The sequence below is a fragment of the Lysobacter xanthus genome, assembly GCF_047159895.1.
This window is the reverse complement of record NZ_BAAGAB020000058.1, coordinates 1-16,778: the sequence shown is the minus strand read 5'-3', so window position 1 is coordinate 16,778 and position 16,778 is coordinate 1. Positions and strand designations below refer to the sequence as shown.

Annotated in this window: 18 protein-coding genes; all 18 read right to left on the bottom strand. The window is 71.3% G+C overall.

The window, feature by feature from the left end:
• Window positions 1–680, bottom strand: a 680-nt coding sequence (locus ACY35P_RS12335; RefSeq protein WP_462116133.1) for a hypothetical protein, incomplete at its 3' end; no start/stop codon positions are given.
• Between the two features lie 369 nt (window positions 681–1,049).
• A complete protein-coding gene (locus ACY35P_RS12330) occupies window positions 1,050–2,858 on the bottom strand; it encodes a chemotaxis protein CheA (RefSeq protein WP_462116132.1) in 1,809 nt (602 codons plus the stop codon).
• A gap of 18 nt (window positions 2,859–2,876) precedes the next feature.
• Window positions 2,877–3,488 (bottom strand): protein phosphatase CheZ, encoded by a 612-nt coding sequence (locus ACY35P_RS12325; RefSeq protein ID WP_462116131.1) that lies wholly within the window; start codon window positions 3,486–3,488, stop codon window positions 2,877–2,879.
• Entirely contained in the window at window positions 3,485–3,877 is a 393-nt protein-coding gene (locus tag ACY35P_RS12320; protein WP_462116130.1) for a chemotaxis response regulator CheY, read from the bottom strand. Before ACY35P_RS12320 ends, ACY35P_RS12325 begins: the two co-directional genes overlap by 4 nt.
• A gap of 221 nt (window positions 3,878–4,098) precedes the next feature.
• Complete coding sequence (locus ACY35P_RS12315; RefSeq protein ID WP_462116129.1) at window positions 4,099–4,878, bottom strand: RNA polymerase sigma factor FliA; 780 nt, start codon at window positions 4,876–4,878, stop codon at window positions 4,099–4,101.
• Window positions 4,875–5,747: a MinD/ParA family protein gene (locus ACY35P_RS12310; RefSeq protein ID WP_462116128.1), complete on the bottom strand. Its 873-nt coding sequence runs from the start codon at window positions 5,745–5,747 to the stop codon at window positions 4,875–4,877. Before ACY35P_RS12310 ends, ACY35P_RS12315 begins: the two co-directional genes overlap by 4 nt.
• A complete protein-coding gene (locus ACY35P_RS12305) occupies window positions 5,734–7,551 on the bottom strand; it encodes an AAA family ATPase (protein WP_462116127.1) in 1,818 nt (605 codons plus the stop codon). The genes ACY35P_RS12310 and ACY35P_RS12305 overlap by 14 nt, the downstream gene beginning before the upstream one ends.
• A 439-nt stretch (window positions 7,552–7,990) precedes the next feature.
• Window positions 7,991–9,976, bottom strand: a complete 1,986-nt coding sequence (gene flhA, locus ACY35P_RS12300) for a flagellar biosynthesis protein FlhA (RefSeq protein WP_462116135.1) — start codon at window positions 9,974–9,976, stop codon at window positions 7,991–7,993.
• 74 nt (window positions 9,977–10,050) lie between these two features.
• Window positions 10,051–11,199, bottom strand: a complete 1,149-nt coding sequence (gene flhB / locus ACY35P_RS12295; RefSeq protein ID WP_462116126.1) for a flagellar biosynthesis protein FlhB — start codon at window positions 11,197–11,199, stop codon at window positions 10,051–10,053.
• 9 nt (window positions 11,200–11,208) lie between these two features.
• Window positions 11,209–11,997 carry a flagellar biosynthetic protein FliR gene (locus ACY35P_RS12290; RefSeq protein WP_462116134.1) on the bottom strand — a complete coding sequence of 263 codons (789 nt, stop codon included), beginning with the start codon at window positions 11,995–11,997 and terminating at the stop codon, window positions 11,209–11,211.
• Window positions 11,998–12,037: 40 nt separating this feature from the next.
• Window positions 12,038–12,418 carry a hypothetical protein gene (locus ACY35P_RS12285; protein WP_462116125.1) on the bottom strand — a complete coding sequence of 127 codons (381 nt, stop codon included), beginning with the start codon at window positions 12,416–12,418 and terminating at the stop codon, window positions 12,038–12,040.
• Window positions 12,419–12,480: 62 nt separating this feature from the next.
• The gene (locus tag ACY35P_RS12280; protein WP_462116124.1) at window positions 12,481–12,750 is read right to left on the bottom strand and encodes a flagellar biosynthetic protein FliQ; all 270 of its coding nucleotides are present in this window, start codon (window positions 12,748–12,750) and stop codon (window positions 12,481–12,483) included.
• A 2-nt stretch (window positions 12,751–12,752) separates the two neighbouring features.
• Complete coding sequence (gene fliP / locus ACY35P_RS12275) at window positions 12,753–13,589, bottom strand: flagellar type III secretion system pore protein FliP (RefSeq protein ID WP_462116123.1); 837 nt, start codon at window positions 13,587–13,589, stop codon at window positions 12,753–12,755.
• The gene (fliO, locus tag ACY35P_RS12270; RefSeq protein WP_462116122.1) at window positions 13,586–14,152 is read right to left on the bottom strand and encodes a flagellar biosynthetic protein FliO; all 567 of its coding nucleotides are present in this window, start codon (window positions 14,150–14,152) and stop codon (window positions 13,586–13,588) included. The genes fliP and fliO overlap by 4 nt, the downstream gene beginning before the upstream one ends.
• Window positions 14,153–14,169: 17 nt before the next feature.
• Window positions 14,170–14,499, bottom strand: a complete 330-nt coding sequence (fliN, locus tag ACY35P_RS12265) for a flagellar motor switch protein FliN (protein ID WP_462116121.1) — start codon at window positions 14,497–14,499, stop codon at window positions 14,170–14,172.
• Between the two features lie 4 nt (window positions 14,500–14,503).
• Window positions 14,504–15,499 (bottom strand): flagellar motor switch protein FliM, encoded by a 996-nt coding sequence (gene fliM / locus ACY35P_RS12260; protein WP_462116120.1) that lies wholly within the window; start codon window positions 15,497–15,499, stop codon window positions 14,504–14,506.
• A gap of 12 nt (window positions 15,500–15,511) precedes the next feature.
• Complete coding sequence (locus ACY35P_RS12255; RefSeq protein ID WP_462116119.1) at window positions 15,512–16,000, bottom strand: flagellar basal body-associated FliL family protein; 489 nt, start codon at window positions 15,998–16,000, stop codon at window positions 15,512–15,514.
• A gap of 121 nt (window positions 16,001–16,121) precedes the next feature.
• A partial coding sequence (locus tag ACY35P_RS12250) for a flagellar hook-length control protein FliK (RefSeq protein ID WP_462116118.1) occupies window positions 16,122–16,778 on the bottom strand: 657 nt, incomplete at its 5' end.

Here is a 16,778-nt window from a genome sequence, read left to right as displayed (position 1 = left end):
GCCGCGACCATGGCCGCGAGCGCGGCCGTCTCCGCACCCGGCAGCGAGGACTGCGACTGCCGTGCGTACGCCGCGCCGAGCCCCCAGGCCGCGGCGGCGGCATACGGCAGGCTGCGCAGGCCGCGGTTGATCCACAGCAGCAGGACCGTCGCGAGCACGAGCAGCACGAGGCTCCAGCCGAGCATGTGGTCGGTGGAGAGCAGGCGGTAGGCGACGATCGTCTGCGCCAGGTTGAGGAAGCTCGCGAGCGTGAGCCAGCCCGCATGCAACGGCAGCGCCCAACGCGCGATGCCCGGCGCGGGCTTGCGCTCGCTGCAGGCGATGGCCGCGGCGCGCGCGGTGCCGAACAGCGCGGTGAAGATCACCAGCACGCACAGCCAGTAGGCGCCGGTCGAGAACAGCGGCATCCACGCGGCGGTGGCCGCGAAGCCCAGTGCCGACCAGGGCGCCATTCGCGCGAGCGCGGGGTCGCGGCGGCGCGGGCCGGTGGCCTGGGCGATGCCGTAGGCGATGTCGAGCAGGAAGATCAGGCCCCAGATCGAGAAGGCCCAACCCGCCGCGACGAGCAGCGTCGGGTAGCGGTCCGAGACGGCGCCGTTGGTGGGGCCGAACGTCCCGCGCTGGGAGAACCAGGCGATCGCGGGCATGCACAGCGAGAGCAGCAGGACGACGAGGCGCATGACGGGACCGGATTCCGCAGGTTCCCGTCGTGATACCAGAAGCGGCGGGCCCGCTGCCACTGCCGGATGTCGACGCGTCGCTCCGCGCCCGCGCCCGGACCCGGGGAAATGCGCGATGGCCCACACGCAGCCGCCCGGAAGTCGCCCGCACGGCCGCCCCATCGCGACGCGGCGCCGGTCGGCGAACGCACTGTCCGGACCCCGGCCGCTGGACGCGCCGAAGGCCGGCCCCGACAGCGCACGGGCGGCCACACGGCCCGCATTCCGGCCCGACACGCGACCGGAGCCGTCTACCGTGGCGCCGCGTCCAGCAGGCGAAAACGAAGAAGGCGCCCGCAGGCGGCTTCGATCCAGCGGCGACGACAGGGGTCAGCCGTTGGCCACCGCGCGCCGGGTGCGCACGCCGGTGTCGTGCAGGGAGTCGACGTCGAGGATCAGCGCCATGCGGCCGTCGCCGATGAGGCTGGCGCCTGCGTAGCCGGCGAGGCCGCGCAGCGTGCGGGGCAGGGCCTTGATGACCACTTCCTCGCGGCCGCGCACGCGGTCGACCAGCAGCACGAAGCGCTGTTCGCCCGCCTGCAGCACCACACCCGTCGCGCCGCCGTCCGGCGCCGGGTCCACGCCGAGCCAGGCGCGCAGGTCGAGTACCGGCGTCGGCTGCTCGCGCAAGTCGATCACGCTCTGGCCGTCGATCCACATCGCATTGCCGCCGGTATGCGAGAGCACCTCGACCACGCGCACCAGCGGCAGCGCGTAGACGTCGCCGTCGATCTCCACCAGCAGCGTCGGCAGGATCGCCAGCGTGAGCGGCACCTTGATCGACATGCGCGTGCCGCGGCCCACCTCGGAGTGGATCTGCACGGTGCCGGCGAGCTCGCGGATCTTGCTCTGCACCACGTCCATGCCGACGCCGCGGCCGGACAGGTCGCTCACCTCGGCCTTGGTCGAGAAGCCCGGCAGGAAGATCAGCTGGAGGCACTCGTCCGCCGACAGTCGCGCCGCCGATTCGGCGTCGACGAGTCCCTTGCGGATCGCGCTCTCGCGGATCTTGTCGGGGTCGATGCCGGCGCCGTCGTCGCGCACCTCGATCATCACGTGGTCGCCTTCCTGCTGCGCGGAGAGGCGGACGTTGCCCTGCTCGGGCTTGCCGGCCGCGCGGCGCACGTCGGGCGCTTCGATGCCGTGGTCGATCGAATTGCGCACCAGGTGCACGAGCGGGTCCGACAGCGCCTCGACGAGGTTGCGGTCGAGTTCCGTTTCCGCGCCGACGACTTCGAGTTCGACGGACTTCTGGACCTGCCGCGCGACGTCGCGCGCGAGCTTCGGGAAGCGCGAGAACACGCGGCCGACCGGCTGCATGCGCGCCATCATCACCGCGGACTGCAGTCGACCGGTCGCGGCGTCCAGCACGGTGACGGCGCGATCGAGGTCCTCGTCGCGCAGGCGCGGGCGGATGGTCTTCAGGCGATTGCGCGCGAGCACGAGTTCGCCGACGAGGTTCACCATCGCATCGAGGCGGCGCACGTCGACGCGGACCGTGGTCTCGCCGGCGTCGTTCGCCGCCGGGCTGCGGCGCCCCGCCGGGGCCTGCGGCTCGGGACGGGCAACCTGGGTGGGAACCGGCGCAGGGGCGACGGCGGCCGGCGGCGGTGCTTCGGACACCGGCGCGGCGCCGGGGAGCGCCCCCTTGCCGTGGAACGTATCGAGCAGGGCGTCGAAATCGAGATCGTCGAGGTCGAGCGGCAGGTCGCTCGCACTGACCGTCGGCGTGGCCGCCGCCGGCGCGGCGGCGCGTCCCTCGACATGCATGCTGTCGATCAGCGGCTGCGGCACGTCCGGCAGCGGTCGCCCCTGGGCGACGCAGTCGAGCATGTCGGCGAGCAGGTCGATCGCCTGCTGCGCGCCGTCGAAGGCGAAGGGATCGAGCGGGCTGTCGCCGTGCCGCGCGACGTCGAGGCGATCCTCGACCGCATGGCAGAGCGTGACCATCTGCGGGAAGTCGAGGAAGCCCGCGCCGCCCTTGATGGTGTGGAACCCGCGGAAGACGGTGTTGAGCGCGTCGCGGTCCTCGGGACTGCGCTCGAGCACGACCATCTGCTCGCCGAGCTGGTCGACGATCTCGCGCGCCTCGACGAGGAAGTCGGCGCAGATCTCGCTGTTGGCGTCGCTACCGCTCATGCCGTCGTCGTCCGTCGATCAGAGCCCGAGCGCGGACAGCAGCTCGTCGGCGTTGTCCTGCGTCGCCGGGGCGGCGTCGACGCCGGCCACCGCCGGGCCGTGGCCGCGGTTGTTGTGGAGCTGCAGCGGCTCGGACGGGCCGACGATGTCGCCCAGCCCGGCATGCACCGCGCGCACCAGTTCGACCACGCGGACGATGATCTGCCCGGTGAGGTCCTGGTAGCCCTGCGCCAGCGACATCTCGGAGAACCGTGCGCGCAGGCCGGCGACGGCCTCGCGCTGCGCCTCGTCCTGCGGCGGCGGAAGCTGCGCGAGCAGGCGGCCGCATTCGTCGATCAGGTCGAGCGTGCGCATGCTCGAGGATTCGGTCAGCTGCACGACGTGCTCGAGGCGCGAGCAGGCTTCCGGCAGGGATGCCGCACTGCCGCTGCCGTCGCCGAGCGCGGCGGTGAGCTCGCGCGCGAGGCGCACGAAGCCCTGCACCAGCGGCTGCGTGCGCCACTGGATGAGTTCGTCGACGTTGGCGCGCCAGGCGTCGTGATCGTCGTGCTCGAGCGCCCACAGCGCCGCCTGCAGCTTGGCGATCACCGCGCTGCGTTCGGGCTCGCCGATGCCCGGCGCGGCGCTCATGCGGCGGCCCCGATGCGCTCGAAGATCTTGCCGAGCTTGTCGCCGAGCGTGCCGGCGGTGAAGGGCTTGATGACGTAGCCGTTCACGCCCGCCTGCGCGGCCTCGATGATCTGCTCGCGCTTGGACTCGGCGGTCACCATCAGCACGGGGATCGTCTTGAGCACGTCGTCGGCGCGGATCGCCTTGAGCAGGTCGATGCCCGGCATGCCCGGCATGTTCCAGTCGGTGATGACGAGGTCGAACTTGGCCTTGCGCAGCTCCACGAGCGCGCTGTTGCCATCCTCGGCCTCGGTGGTGTCGAAGAAGCCGAGGTCGTTGAGCAGGTTCTTGACGATGCGGCGCATCGTCGAGAAGTCGTCGACGATGAGGATCTTGATGTTCTTGTCCATGGACGGGTTCCGGGCGGTCCTTGACCGACTAACGGCGGGGAAAGGGGGTTCTTGAGGCGGCGCGGACGAATGGGTCGGCGAATGTCCGCGACGCGTCGCAACGCGGGAGGAAACGGGCATGTCGGCCGCTTGGGCGCGGCCGTTGCGTGCAGCGCGGCACGGAACAGCCCTCCACACCGGCCGCCGCGACGCACCCGGCACCACGACCGGCCGCCGCGGGCTTACACCTCGACATGCTCCACGGCGGTTTCCCGCCAGTCGCCCAGCCGGCCGCGCAGGCGCAGCACGGCCTGGCCGTGGATCTGGCAGACGCGCGATTCGCTGATGCCGAGCACCGCGCCGATCTCGCGCAGATTCATCTCCTGCTCGTAGTACAGCGACAGCACCAGCTGCTCGCGCTCGGGCAGGTTGCCGATCGCCTCGCCGAGCGCCTGCCGGAAGACCGTGTGTTCGAGTTCGCGCGCGGGCGTGACGTTGCAGCTCGCGGCCAGTCGCGGTTCGCCGTCGAAGTCGTCCATCTGCTCGTCGAGCGAGAGCAGCTGGCCGCGCGAGGCGTCCTCGAGCATGTGGTGGTAGTCCTCGAGCGAGACGCCGAGCACGCTGGCGATCTCCGCCGAGTTCGCCGCGCGGCCGTTGGCCTGCTCGACCTGGCGCGTCGCGGCGACCACGTCGCGGTAGCGGCGGTGCACGCTGCGCGGCACCCAGTCGCCGCGCCGGATCTCGTCGATCATCGCGCCGCGGATGCGGATCGAGGCATACGTCTCGAACGCCGCGCCCTGGTCGGCCTGGAAGTTCTTCGCCGCCTCGATCAGGCCGAGCATGCCGGCCTGGATCAGGTCGTCCACCTCCACGCTCGCGGGCAGCCGCGCGGCGAGGTGGTGGGCGATGCGGCGCACGAGCTCGCCGTGCTTGACGACGACGGCATTGGCATCGAAGTCGGCGCTGGCGGTGCGCGTCTGCTTGTAGACATTGGCCTTGACGGCCGTCGCGGTCATGTTCATGCGGTCGCGCTCCGCGCCGTCGGGATCAGGCGTTCCATGAAGAATTCGACGTGGCCGCGCGGGCCCGCCGGCGTCTGCCACTTCTCCGCGCGCTTGGCGATCTCGCGGAAGGCCATCGAGGCGGGCGCGGCCGGGAAGGCGTCGACCACCGCTTCCTGGCGTTGGATCGCGCGGCGCAGCCATTCGTCGCGCGGGATCGCGCCGAGGTAGTTGAGCGTGACGTCGAGGAACTTCGACGTCACCCGCTCGAGCTTCTCGAACAGCTGGCGGCCCTCGCTCGGATGACCGACCTGGTTGGCGAGCACCTGCACGCGGGTCACGCCGCGCTCGCGGGTGAGCACCTTGATCAGCGCATAGGCGTCGGTGACTGACGCGGGTTCGTCGCAGACCACCACGATCACGTCCTGCGCGGCCTGGCAGAAGGTCAGCACGCTGTCGGAGATGCCGGCGGCGTTGTCGATGACCATCACGTCGATCGGCATCTCGAGCTGGCTGAAGGCGTGCACGAGGCCGACGTGCTGCGCCGGGGTTAGTTCGGTCATGTGGCGCTTGCCGCTCGCGGCGGGCACCACCAGCAGGCCGTTCGGGCCTTCGAGCAGCGTGTCGGCGAGCTCGCAGCGGCCGGCGAAGACGTCGGCGAGGGTGAAGCGCGGCGAGAGGCCGAGCATCACGTCGACGTTGGCGAGGCCGAGGTCGGTGTCGAGCAGCAGCACGCGCTGGCCGGCGTTCTGCAGCGCCATCGAGAGGTTGACGCTCACCGAGGTCTTGCCGACGCCGCCCTTGCCGCTGGCGACGGCGATGACGCGCACCGGGCCCGGCTCGTTCGCAGCGACGTGCGCGGTGGAAGCGATGGGGTTAGGCGACGACATGGCGTTCCTCGGTGGCGAGCGGGTTGTCGGCGGCGCGACGGAGTTTTTCGATCTGGAGCACGAGGCGGGACGCGTCCGCGGCCTCGAGGTCGGCGGGCACCTGCTGGCCTGCCGTGGTGTATGCAAGGGGCAGGCCATGCTTGATCGCGACGGAGATCGCGCTGCCGAGGCGGCCGGTCTCGTCGAGCTTGGTGAGCACGACGGCTTCCGGCTGCGCCATGCGGTAGCGGCGAACGGCCTCGGCCATGTCCTGCGGCTGCAGGTTGGCCGGCAGAACGAGCAGCGAACGCAGGTTGCGCGTGGCGCGCAGCCAGGTGACCTGGCCGAGCAGCGCCTTGTCGCGCGCGGCGTAGCCGGCGGTGTCGACGAGCACGAGCGGGTAGTCGACGAGCTGGTCGAGCGCGTCGGTGAGGCCTTCGGGGCCGTCGGCCTCGCACACCGTGATGCCCAGCTTGCGGCCGAGCGCATGCAGCTGCTCGCGGGCGCCGGGACGCTCGACGTCGGTGGTGACGAGCGCGACGTCGCGGGCGCGGTGACGCTGCGCGAAGCGGGCCGCGAGCTTGGCGAGCGTCGTCGTCTTGCCGGCGCCGGTCGGGCCGATCAGCGCGAACACGCCGCCGTCTTCCAGCGGTTCCGAGCGCGCGATGGTGAGCATGCGCGCCAGTTCGGCGAGCAGCGGCGCCTTGACCTTCGACGGCTCGAGCTTGGGATCGATGCGCTGGGCGATCTGCTGCGCGATCGCGTCGTCGCAACCGTAGGCCTGCAGGGTCTCGAAGGCGAACGCGCGCGCCGGCGAACCGCGCAGGCGCTCCAGGCCGAACTGGCCCATCTGGCGCTCGATCATCTGGCGCATCGAGCTGAGCTCGTTGCGCATCGCGACGATGGTCGGGTCCTCGGACTGGTTGACGACGAGCTGCAGCGTCGGCGGCGCGGCGACGGTGAGCACCGGCGCGGGCAGTGCGATCGCCGGAGCGGGTGCCTGCACCGCGGCCATCTCGGCGAGCGGGTCGAAGGCGTCGACGAACGACGGCGCGGCGAGCGCGACGGGTGCGGCGGGGATCGCGGCGAGCTGGGTGAAGTCGGGGGCGGCGACCGGCGCGGGCGCCGGCGTTTCGACGATGCGGGCGACGGGCGCCTCGATGGCGACCGCGGCCTCGACGATCTCGATCGGGGCGATGTCCGTCTCGACGTGGCCCTGCGCCCGGGTCTGCACGTATTCGGCCTCCGCCTGCACCAGGCCGGCGGCACGGGCGCTGATGGTCGGCGTCGGCTCGTCGGCGTCGGTGAGGCGGGCGAGCAGGGCGCGGAAGTCGTCGCCCGACTTCACCGGCGCGGCGGGCGCGGGTTCGGCGGCGGGCTCGGGCTTGCGCAGCAGGGAGGACAGCGCCGGGCGGTCGTTGTCCTGCGTTGCGGCGCGGGCGCGCTCGGCGAGCGCGGAGCGGGTCGCGGTGGCCTGCGCGCCGTTGCCGGCGAGCGCGGCGATCATGGCGTCGGCCCGCGAGATCGACTTGGCCGGGGCGGCTGCGGCGGCGACGGTCTCCAGCGCGCGAACCGGCATCGGCGGCGCCGGCACGAAGGCCGGCATCGCGTCGAGCGCGGTGACCGGACGCTCGGCCTCCTCGGCCTCGGCGGCGGTGCGCAGCGCCTGCTGCACCATCGCCTCGTCGTAGTCGGTGGCCGCGACGATCTCGATGCCGCCGTGGACGGGCTTGTTCGACAGGATCACGGCGTCGGGGCCGTGCTCCTCCCGCACCATCTTCAGCGCGGTGCGCATGTCGGGGGCGACGAAACGCTTGATTCTCATGCGACGGCCTCGGCTCGGGCGGTGGCGGATTGCAGGGTCGGACGGCTCATGCCGGGACTTGTGCAACGCCCGTGCCAGAGGGGCACGACGGGAAAGCGTCGAACTTGAGCGGCCGTGGGGGTGAGTCGGCGCCGCCTAGGCGGCACCGCCGCCTGGGGCCGACGAACGCCCGCGCCGCTGGCGCGGGCCGGGTGGGCCGAGGGCTGCGGAGGCGACGACGCGGCGAGCGGTGGCGCCGGAGAATCGGCGGCGCTTTCCCGGTCAACCGTCAGGCTCGCCGGAAGGCACGGGTGGGCGGTCGCCGGGGCTGCGGACGCGGGATCGATCGCGGTCCGCGGAGCCGCAGTGACGACGTCAGGCGCCGAATGCCGACGGAGTGGGCTACCGGGCCCGGGTCAGGGAGGCGGGCCGTTAGGAATGCCGCGTGCGCGACATTGCGTCAGCCGATCGACCCCACCAGCCGCAGGCGCTTGTCCTCCGGCACCTCGCCGTACGCCAGCACCGCGAGCTGCGGGACGCTGTGGCGGACGAGGCGGGCGATGGACGAGCGGATCGGCGAGGGCACCAGCAGCACCGCGGGTTCGCCGCGGCCTTCCTGCTGCGTCACGCATTCGCTGAGGTTCTGGTGCAGGCGCTCGGCGAGGCCCGGTTCGAGCGCCGCGCCCTGTCCGTTCACCGAGTCCTGCAGCACGCGTTCGAGCTGGGGGGCGAGGGTGAACACAGGCAGTTCGGCATTGAGGCCGTTGAGCTCCTGCACGATGAAGCGGCCCAGCGCGGTGCGCACGGTGGCGACGAGCTGCGCCGGATCCTGCGTCATCGCGCCATGCTCGAGGAGCGCCTCCACGATCTGGCGCATCTGCCGCAGCGGTACCTTCTCGGCGAGCAGCGACTGCAGCACGCGCACGATCGTGGACAGCGGCAGCAGCTTGGGCGTCAGTTCCTCGACGAGTTTCGGCGAGGCCTTGGCGACGTTCGCGAGCAGCTGCTGCACCTCGTCGTGGCCCAGCAGTTCGGCGGCCTTCTCGCGCACGAGGTGCGAGAGATGCGTGGCGACCACGGTGGCCGGGTCGACCACCGTGTAGCCGAGCGATTCCGCATGCGCGCGCTGGCCCGGCACGATCCACACGGCGTCGAGCCCGAATGCCGGGTCGCGCGTCGGGATGCCGTCGATCTGCCCGAACACGCGGCCGGGGTCGAGTGCCATCTCGCGATCGGGCTGCAGTTCGCCGGTCGCGACCGGCACGCCGTGCACCATGACGCGGTACGCATTCGGCGCGAGCTCGAGGTTGTCGCGCACGTGCACGGCCGGAATCAGGAAGCCGAGATCCTGCGTCAGCTTGCGGCGCACGCCCTTGAGCCGCGCGAGCAGTTCGCCGCCCTGCGCCTTGTCGACCAGCGGGATCAGGCGGTAGCCGACTTCCAGCGACAGCGGCTCGACCGGGCGCAGCTCGTCCCAGGTCAGCTCGGCGTTCGGCGACGGCGCCGCAGTGGTCGAGAGGCTTTCCGGCGGCGGCGCTTCGGCCGCTTCGCGCGCGGTGCGATTCATGCGCCACGCCGCATAGCCCATGCCGCCGGCGGCGAGCAGGAACGGAATGTTCGGCATGCCCGGCACGAGGCCGACGAGGCCGAGGATCGCCGCCGACACGGTGAGCGCGCGGTGGTGCCCGAAGACCTGCTTCTTGACCGTGTCGCCCATCTCCTGCTCGGTCGTCGCGCGGGTGACGAGCATCGCCGTCGCGGTGGACACGAGCAGCGCGGGCAGCTGCGCGACGAGGCCGTCGCCGATCGCCAGCAGTGAATACGTCTGCGCCGCCTGGCCGAAGCCGAGGCCGTGCTGCAGCATGCCGATCAGCACGCCGCCGACGAGGTTGATGAAGAGGATCAGCAGGCCCGCGATCGCGTCGCCGCGCACGAACTTGCCGGCACCGTCCATCGAGCCGTAGAAGTCCGCCTCGTTGCGGACGTCCTCGCGGCGGGCCTTGGCCTCCTCGCGCGAGAGCAGGCCCGCATTGAGGTCGGCGTCGATCGCCATCTGCTTGCCGGGCATCGCGTCGAGGATGAAACGCGCCGACACCTCGGAGATGCGGCCCGCGCCCTTGGTCACGACCACGAAGTTGATGATGGTGAGGATCGCGAACACGACCAGGCCGACGGCGTAGCTGCCGCCGATCACGAACTGGCCGAAGGATTCGATGACGTGGCCGGCGGACGCGCCGCCCTGGTGGCCGTGCAGCAGCACCACGCGCGTGGACGCGACGTTCAGCGCGAGCCGCAGCAGCGTGACCATCAGCAGCACGCTGGGGAAGATCGAGAATTCGAGCGGGCGCTTGACGTAGACCACCGCCAGCAGCACGACGAGCGACAGCGCGATGTTGATGGTGAAGAAGGCATCGAGCACCAGCGGCGACAACGGCACGGTCACCATCGCCAGCATGCCGAGCACCACGAGCGGCGCCGCGGCGCCCCCCTTGAGCGACTGCATCACTTCGGTCGCGCGGCTCATGCCTCACCTCCGTTCGCGGCATCCGGCGCGCCGTCGGCGCCGACGTCGAGCTGCACCAGCTGCGGCATGGGCCCGCGCGCGGGATGCCACTTCCTCAGCTGGAAGATGTAGGTGAGCACCTGCGCCACCGCGGCGTAGAGCTTCACCGGGATCTCCTCGTCGACCTTGCACTGGCGGTACAGCGCACGCGCGAGCGGCGGCGCTTCGACGGTCGAGATCCGGTGCGTGGCGGCCAGCTCGCGGATGCGCAGCGCCATCTCGTCGACGCCCTTGGCGACGACCTTCGGCGCGCGCATGGCGCCGGCCTCGTACTTGAGCGCCACGGCGTAGTGCGTCGGGTTGGTGATGATCACGTCGGCTGTCGGCACCGCATCCATCATCCGCTTGTTCGACATCTGCCGGGCCAGGTGGCGCGCCTTCGCCTTGATCTCGGGATTGCCTTCCGATTCCTTCGCCTCGTCGCGCAGTTCCTGCTTGGTCATCTTCAGGCGCGCGCGCCAGGCGAAGCGCTGGTAGGGCACGTCGATGGCGGCGAGCAGGCCCATCGCCAGCACCAGTGCGAGGAAGACACCGAGCACCACGTCGACGCCATTGGCCACGGCGGCCTCGAGCGGCTGCCGCGGAATGTCCATCAGCCGGCCCATGGAGCCCTTGATCACGACGCCGGCGATCCCGCCGATCAGCAGCAGGCGCAGCACGGAGCGACCGAGCTCGGCGAACGATTCCTTGCCGTACATGCGGCCGAGGCCGGCCGCCGGGCTCAGGCGGGTCAGGTCGACCTTGAACGCGGCGGCCGAGAAGCGCATGCCGTTCATGAGCGCCGGCGCGACGAAGCAGCCGGCGATCGCCGCCAGCAGCAGCGGCAGGATCGGCATCACCAGCGCACCGGCGGTCTTCGCCGCGTAGGCGGGCAGCCGGTCGGCGTGGCCGACCAGGCCCGGCTCGAACTGCAGCGCGTTCTTCATCCAGTCCCGCGAGGTCGCGCCGAGCTGCGGCGCCGTGAACTTGAGCGCGAGCGTCGCGCAACCCAGCACCGCGACGTTCGCGAGCTCCTTCGAGCGCGGGGCGTCGCCGCGCTCGCGGGCTTCCCGCAATCGCTTCTCTGACGGGGCTTCGGTGCGATCTTCGTTGTCGGTCTCGGACATCGCAGCGGGTCAACCGGTGAGGGCGCGGGCGGCCAGGAAGGCCGCCTCGAACAGCCGTTGCACCGGCCCTTGCAATTCCCTTGCCAGCACCATGAGCAGGGCGAGCCCGACCAGCAGCGCCACCGGGAAGCCGAGCGACATCGGGCTGAGCTGCGAGGCGGCCCTCGAGAGCACGCCGACGGCGACGTTCACCGCCAGCAACGCCATCGTGACCGGCAGCGCCAGCAGCAGGCCCGTGCGCAGGGCGACGCCGAAGAATTCGGGCACGGACGAAACGAAGCCCGGCCAGTCCGGGATCGCCGCGCCGACCGGCATCGAGGCGTAGCTGTCGAACAGCAGCTGGACCAGTGCGAGATGGCCGTCGACCGCGAAGAAGACCAGGCCGAAGCTCAGGAAGAACCACTGCGCGACGACGGGCGAGGCCTCGCCGCTGCTGGGATTGGCGAGCGTCGCGTTGGCGAGGCCCATGCCCTGGCTGACGAGTTGCCCCGCCACCTCGCCGGCCTCGAAGGCCATCCGCAGCATCAGCCCGATCGCGATGCCCATCGCGAACTCGCGGGCGACGGCGAGCACGGTGGCGGCATTGATGCCCGCGGGCGGCGGCTCGGGCAGCAGCTGCGCCAGCGCCGCGGAGATCGCGATGGTGAGCACCAGCCGCGACCGTGCCGGGATGCCGCGCCCACCCACCATCGGCAGTGCCTGGATCGCCGCGCCGATGCGCAACGCATACCAGAGCACCTTGGCGAGCATGCCGAACAGGTTCAGCCCGTCGGCGGTGGTGAGCGTGACGACATCCATCGGCCGGCGCGGTGCAAGCGCCATGCCGTGGTCGGCGACGCTAGGGTCGCGTCTCCATCTCCACCGCGATCGGCCAGCCGCCCGACCGCGGCGGCGGCGGCTGCAGGACGGTCGCACCGAACGTCCTCGCGAAGCAGCGCGCGAACGGCGTCTGCGGCCGCACGTCGACCGCCGAGAGATGGCCGGTCGCATCGACATCGGCGACCAGTACGAATTCGCCGCCGCGTCCGGGATCCGTCCCCTTCGGCACGCAGGGCACCACGGCATGGTGGATGGCCGGGACCATCGCGGTGTCGTAGATGAAGCCCTGGCGCGTGGCCACGGCCGCTTTCGCGGTGGCGAGCCGCGACGCGAAGCCGGGCGCGGCCACCGCCGGGGCGACGAGCAGGAGCGACAGGGATGCGGCGATCAGGGAGCGCATGGCGGGACGCGGGAGCCGGGCGTTGCAGGAGAACAGGCGCGGGCTGAATCGCCGCTGCGCGCTCAGCCGATCAGCTGCGGGATCCGCGCGAACAGGTCCGCGGTGAACGACACCAGCCGGCCGAGCAGGAAATGGCCCATCACCGCGATCGTCGCGATCAGCGCCATCGCCTTCACCACGAAACCGATCGTCTGCTCGTTGATCTGCGTGGCGGCCTGCAGCACGCCGACCACGACGCCGACGCCCAGCACCACCAGCAGCGGCGGCGCACCGAGGACGAGGGCCATCTCCAGCCCCCGCGTGATTTCCGACATCGCGACTTCGGGGGTCATGGTCAGGTCACCGGATTGAAGCTGCCGGCGAGCGAGCCGACGACGAGGACCCAGCCGTCGACGAGCACGAACAGCAGAATCTTGAAGGGTGCCGAGATGATCATCGGCGACATCATCATCATGCCCATCGACATCAGCACGCTGGCGACGACGAGGTCGATGATCACGAACGGGATGTAGATCAGGAACGCGATCTCGAACGCGGTCTTGAGCTCGCTGGTGAGGAACGAGGCGGCCAGCACGCTGAAGGGCACGTCGTTCGCGGTCGCGTACGGCCCGCTGTGCGAGAGGCCGGCGAACGTCATCAGATCGGTCTCGCGCACCTGGGCGAGCATGAAGCCGCGGAACGGCTGCGCAGCGGCCGCCCAGGCCGACTTGAAGTCCATCGTGCCGTCGAGGTACGGCGAGATGCCCGAGGCCCACGCCGCGTCGAACGTCGGCGTCATGATCATGAAGGTGAGGAACAGCGCGAGCGCCAGCAGCACCTGGTTGCTCGGCGTCTGCCCGGTGCCGAGCGCCTGCCGCAGCAGGCCGAGCACGATGATGATGCGCGTGAACGCGGTGATGCCCATCAGCGCCGCCGGCAGCAGCGTGATGCCGGTCATCAGCAGAAGCACCTGCAGCGGCATGCTCACCGGCTGCCCGCCGACCTGGCCGACATTCACCGCCGGCAGCGCGCGCGACGGCGCGGCGGATGCGACCGGAGGCGCCGTCGTGGTCGCCGCGGGCGAGGCCGCGGCCTGCGCATGCGCGGCATTGCCCAGCAGCCCGTAGGCGAGGCCCAGCACGAGGGCCATCGCGCACAGCAGGCGCATCAGGCGTTCGAGGGTGAGGCTCATGACTTCCTGCCGAAGTGCTGCGCGAGCACCTGCGCGAACGGCGAGGGTGCGGTCGATTCGACGACGGGCAGCGGATGCTCGAGCGTGTGCAAGGTGCGTACCCCGCCCTGGCCCACGCCGACCAGCAGCTGCTGGCCGCCGACGTCGAGCACGACGGCGCGGTCGCGCGGGCCGAGTGCGACGCTCGCGACGATCTTCAGTTGCGACGTGCCGGCGCCGCGCTGCATGCCGGGCATGCGCTTGGCGAGCCAGCCGAGCCCGAGGATGAGCCCGATGACGAGCAGCAGCGAAAAGACGGCGCCACCGATGCTGCCGGCGTCCGCCGCCGGTGCATGCGCGACCGGGGACGCGACCTGCGCGGACGTCGCCGGCCGCACCGGAAACGTGATGCTGCGTGCGGTCGCTGCGGGTTTCGTCGCGACGGGCGCGGTGGCCGCCGGTGCCTGCGCCACGGCGGGCGCGGCGGTGGCGGGCGTTGCAGCAGCCGGCGCTTCGACGACGGCCGGGGCCGTCGCAACGGGCGCGTTCGTTCCCTGCGCGAGCGCCACCGGTTCGGCGTCCATGGCCGGTCCCATCCCGCTCACTTCAGGCGCTTGATGCGCTCGGACGGGCTCACCACGTCGGTGAGCCGCACGCCGAAGCGGTCGTTGACCACGACCACCTCGCCCTGCGCGATCAGCGTGCCGTTGACGTAGACGTCGAGCGGTTCGCCCGCCGCGCGTTCGAGCTCGACGACCGAGCCCTGGTTGAGCTGCAGCAGGTTGCGGATCGGAATGCGCGTGCGGCCGACCTCCAGCGAGAGCGTCACGTTGACGTCGAGGATGACGTCGAGGTTCAGGTCCGCGCCGGCCGTGCCGTCGGCGGTGAGCGTGTCGAACGCGGCGGGCGCCGCGAGGTCGGAAGGGTTCATGGCATTAGCCCAGGGAGTCGATGGGAATCAGCGAGCGCGGCTGGTTCACGTGGGTGATCTTGATGGCGTTCTTGCCGTTGTGCGTGCCGAATTCGCCGGAGAACAGCGAGCTGCCCTCGACCTCGACCGACACCTGCCGCGGCAGGTCGATCGGGATGATGTCGCCGACCTTCAGCTGGCTCAGCGCGCGCAGCGAGATCTGTCGCTGCGCGAGGCTGCTGCTGATCTCGACGTCGGCATCCTGCAGCTGCGCACGCATCGCCCGCGTCCAGTTCTCGTCCTTCTCGATGCGGTCGCTCTGCACGCCGGCATCGAGCAGCTCGCGGATCGGCTCGAGCATCGAATACGGCAGTGCCACGTGCAGCTCGCCGCCGCCGCCTTCGAGTTCGACGTGGAAGCGGCTGACCACGATGTACTCGCGCGGCGAGATGATGTTCGCGAAGTGCGGGTTGACCTCCGAGTTCACGTACTCGAACTCGACCGGAAGCACCGGCGCCCAGGCTTCGGCCAGGTCGGCGAAGGTCTGGCGCAGCAGGAGCTGGATCACGCGCATCTCGGTGGGCGTGAACTCGCGGCCCTCGATGCGCGTGTGGTACTTGCCCATGCCGCCGAAGAAGTTGTCGACGGTGGTGAACACGAGCCGGGGCTCGAAGACGATGATCGCGGTGCCGCGCAGCGGCTTCATCTTCACCAGGTTGAGGTTGTTCGGCACCTGCAGCGAATGCATGTACTCGCCGAAGCGGATCAGGTCGATGCCGCGCACCGAGAGGTCCGCCGAGCGGCGCAGCAGGTTGAACAGCCCGATGCGCCACGTGCGCGCGAAGCGCTCGTTGATCATCTCGAGCGTGGGCAGGCGGCCGCGGACGATGCGGTCCTGGCTGGTGAAGTCGTAGGCGCGGGCTTCGCCCGGCGCCACCGGAGGCTCGACCTCGATCGCCCCGGCATCCACGCCGTGGAGGAGGGCGTCGATCTCGTCCTGTGAGAGCAGGTCGGCGCTCATGCGCGGGATCCCTTACTGGGTGACCAGGCTGGTGAAGATCACGGCGTCGACCTTGTCGGGCGCGCCCTCGTGCTTGAGCACCGAGCGCACTTCCGCAAGCGACTTGTCCTGCAGGCGTTCCTTGCCGCTGCGCTGCGCGAGCTGGTCGGACGTCTGCTGGCCGAACAGCAGGAGCAGGCGGTTGCGCAGCGCCGGCGCCTGTTCCTCGAGCGCCTTCAGCGTCTCCGGATCGCGGGTGGCGAGCTGCACGTCGGCCTGCAGGTAACGCACCGCGTCGGCGTCGGCGAGGTTGACGACGAACGAGGGCTCCATCGCGAAGTACTGCGTGGGGAGCTTGTGCTCCTCCTTCTTCGCGGGCGCCGCATGGCTCGTCCACCACCATGCTCCGGCGCCGCCGCCCGCGAGCGTCAGCACCGCGCCGAGCGCGAGCACCAGCTTCTTGCGGCTCTTCTTCGGTTCGGCGGTGGCAGCGGCGTCGACGACGGGGGCTTTGGCGGACACGGGGCAGGGCTCCTGGGGTTACGCCAGGGCTGTGCAAGGTGCGTGCCGCGCTTGGATCGGGTGCTGCCGGGGTTTTGACGTCGGGCTGAACGGGGGTCGCGACGGCGGACCGTCGCCGGCCTCAGGCGTATTCGTCCAGCAGGCCGCGGCCGCGCAGGACGCGGACGGTGGTGACCGCCGGTTCGGCGGCCCCGTCGGTGGACGGGGCGCTGCCGAAGCCGCCGGGCGTCCGGCCGGCCCGGCCGTCGTCGCGGGCACCACCGGTGCCGACCTGCGCCTGCCCGAGTTCCATCCCCTGCCGGCCGAGCAGGTCGCGCAGGCGGTCAATGCCGCCCTCCAGCGCCTGCCGCACATCGGCATTCGCGGCGTGGAAATGCGCGTGCACGCGGCTGCCGTCCATCTGCAGGCGGATGTCGATGGTGCCGAGGCCTTCGGGGCTGACGCGGATCTCGGCGCGGTCGATGCGCTGGTCCGCCATCCACGTCACGCGGCCGGCGAGGCCGTCATCGAAGTCGGCGTCCAGTGTCAGCGGCGCCGAGGCGGGCACGACGGCGAGCAGGCGCGGGGTCGAAGCGACCAGGCCGGCCTCGCGCGGCGCACCGAGCGCGGTCGTGAGCGGTGTCGGGCCGTCGCTGCCCGGTGTCGCCCGCTCGCCGCGCTCGGGGCGCTCGCGGACGAAGGCGGCGAATGCGGCGGCTTCCGGCGGCAGGGTGCGTTCGACAGCGGCGGCCGGCATCGACGCGACGGCCGGGGTGGCGGCAGTGCCCGCAGGCGATGC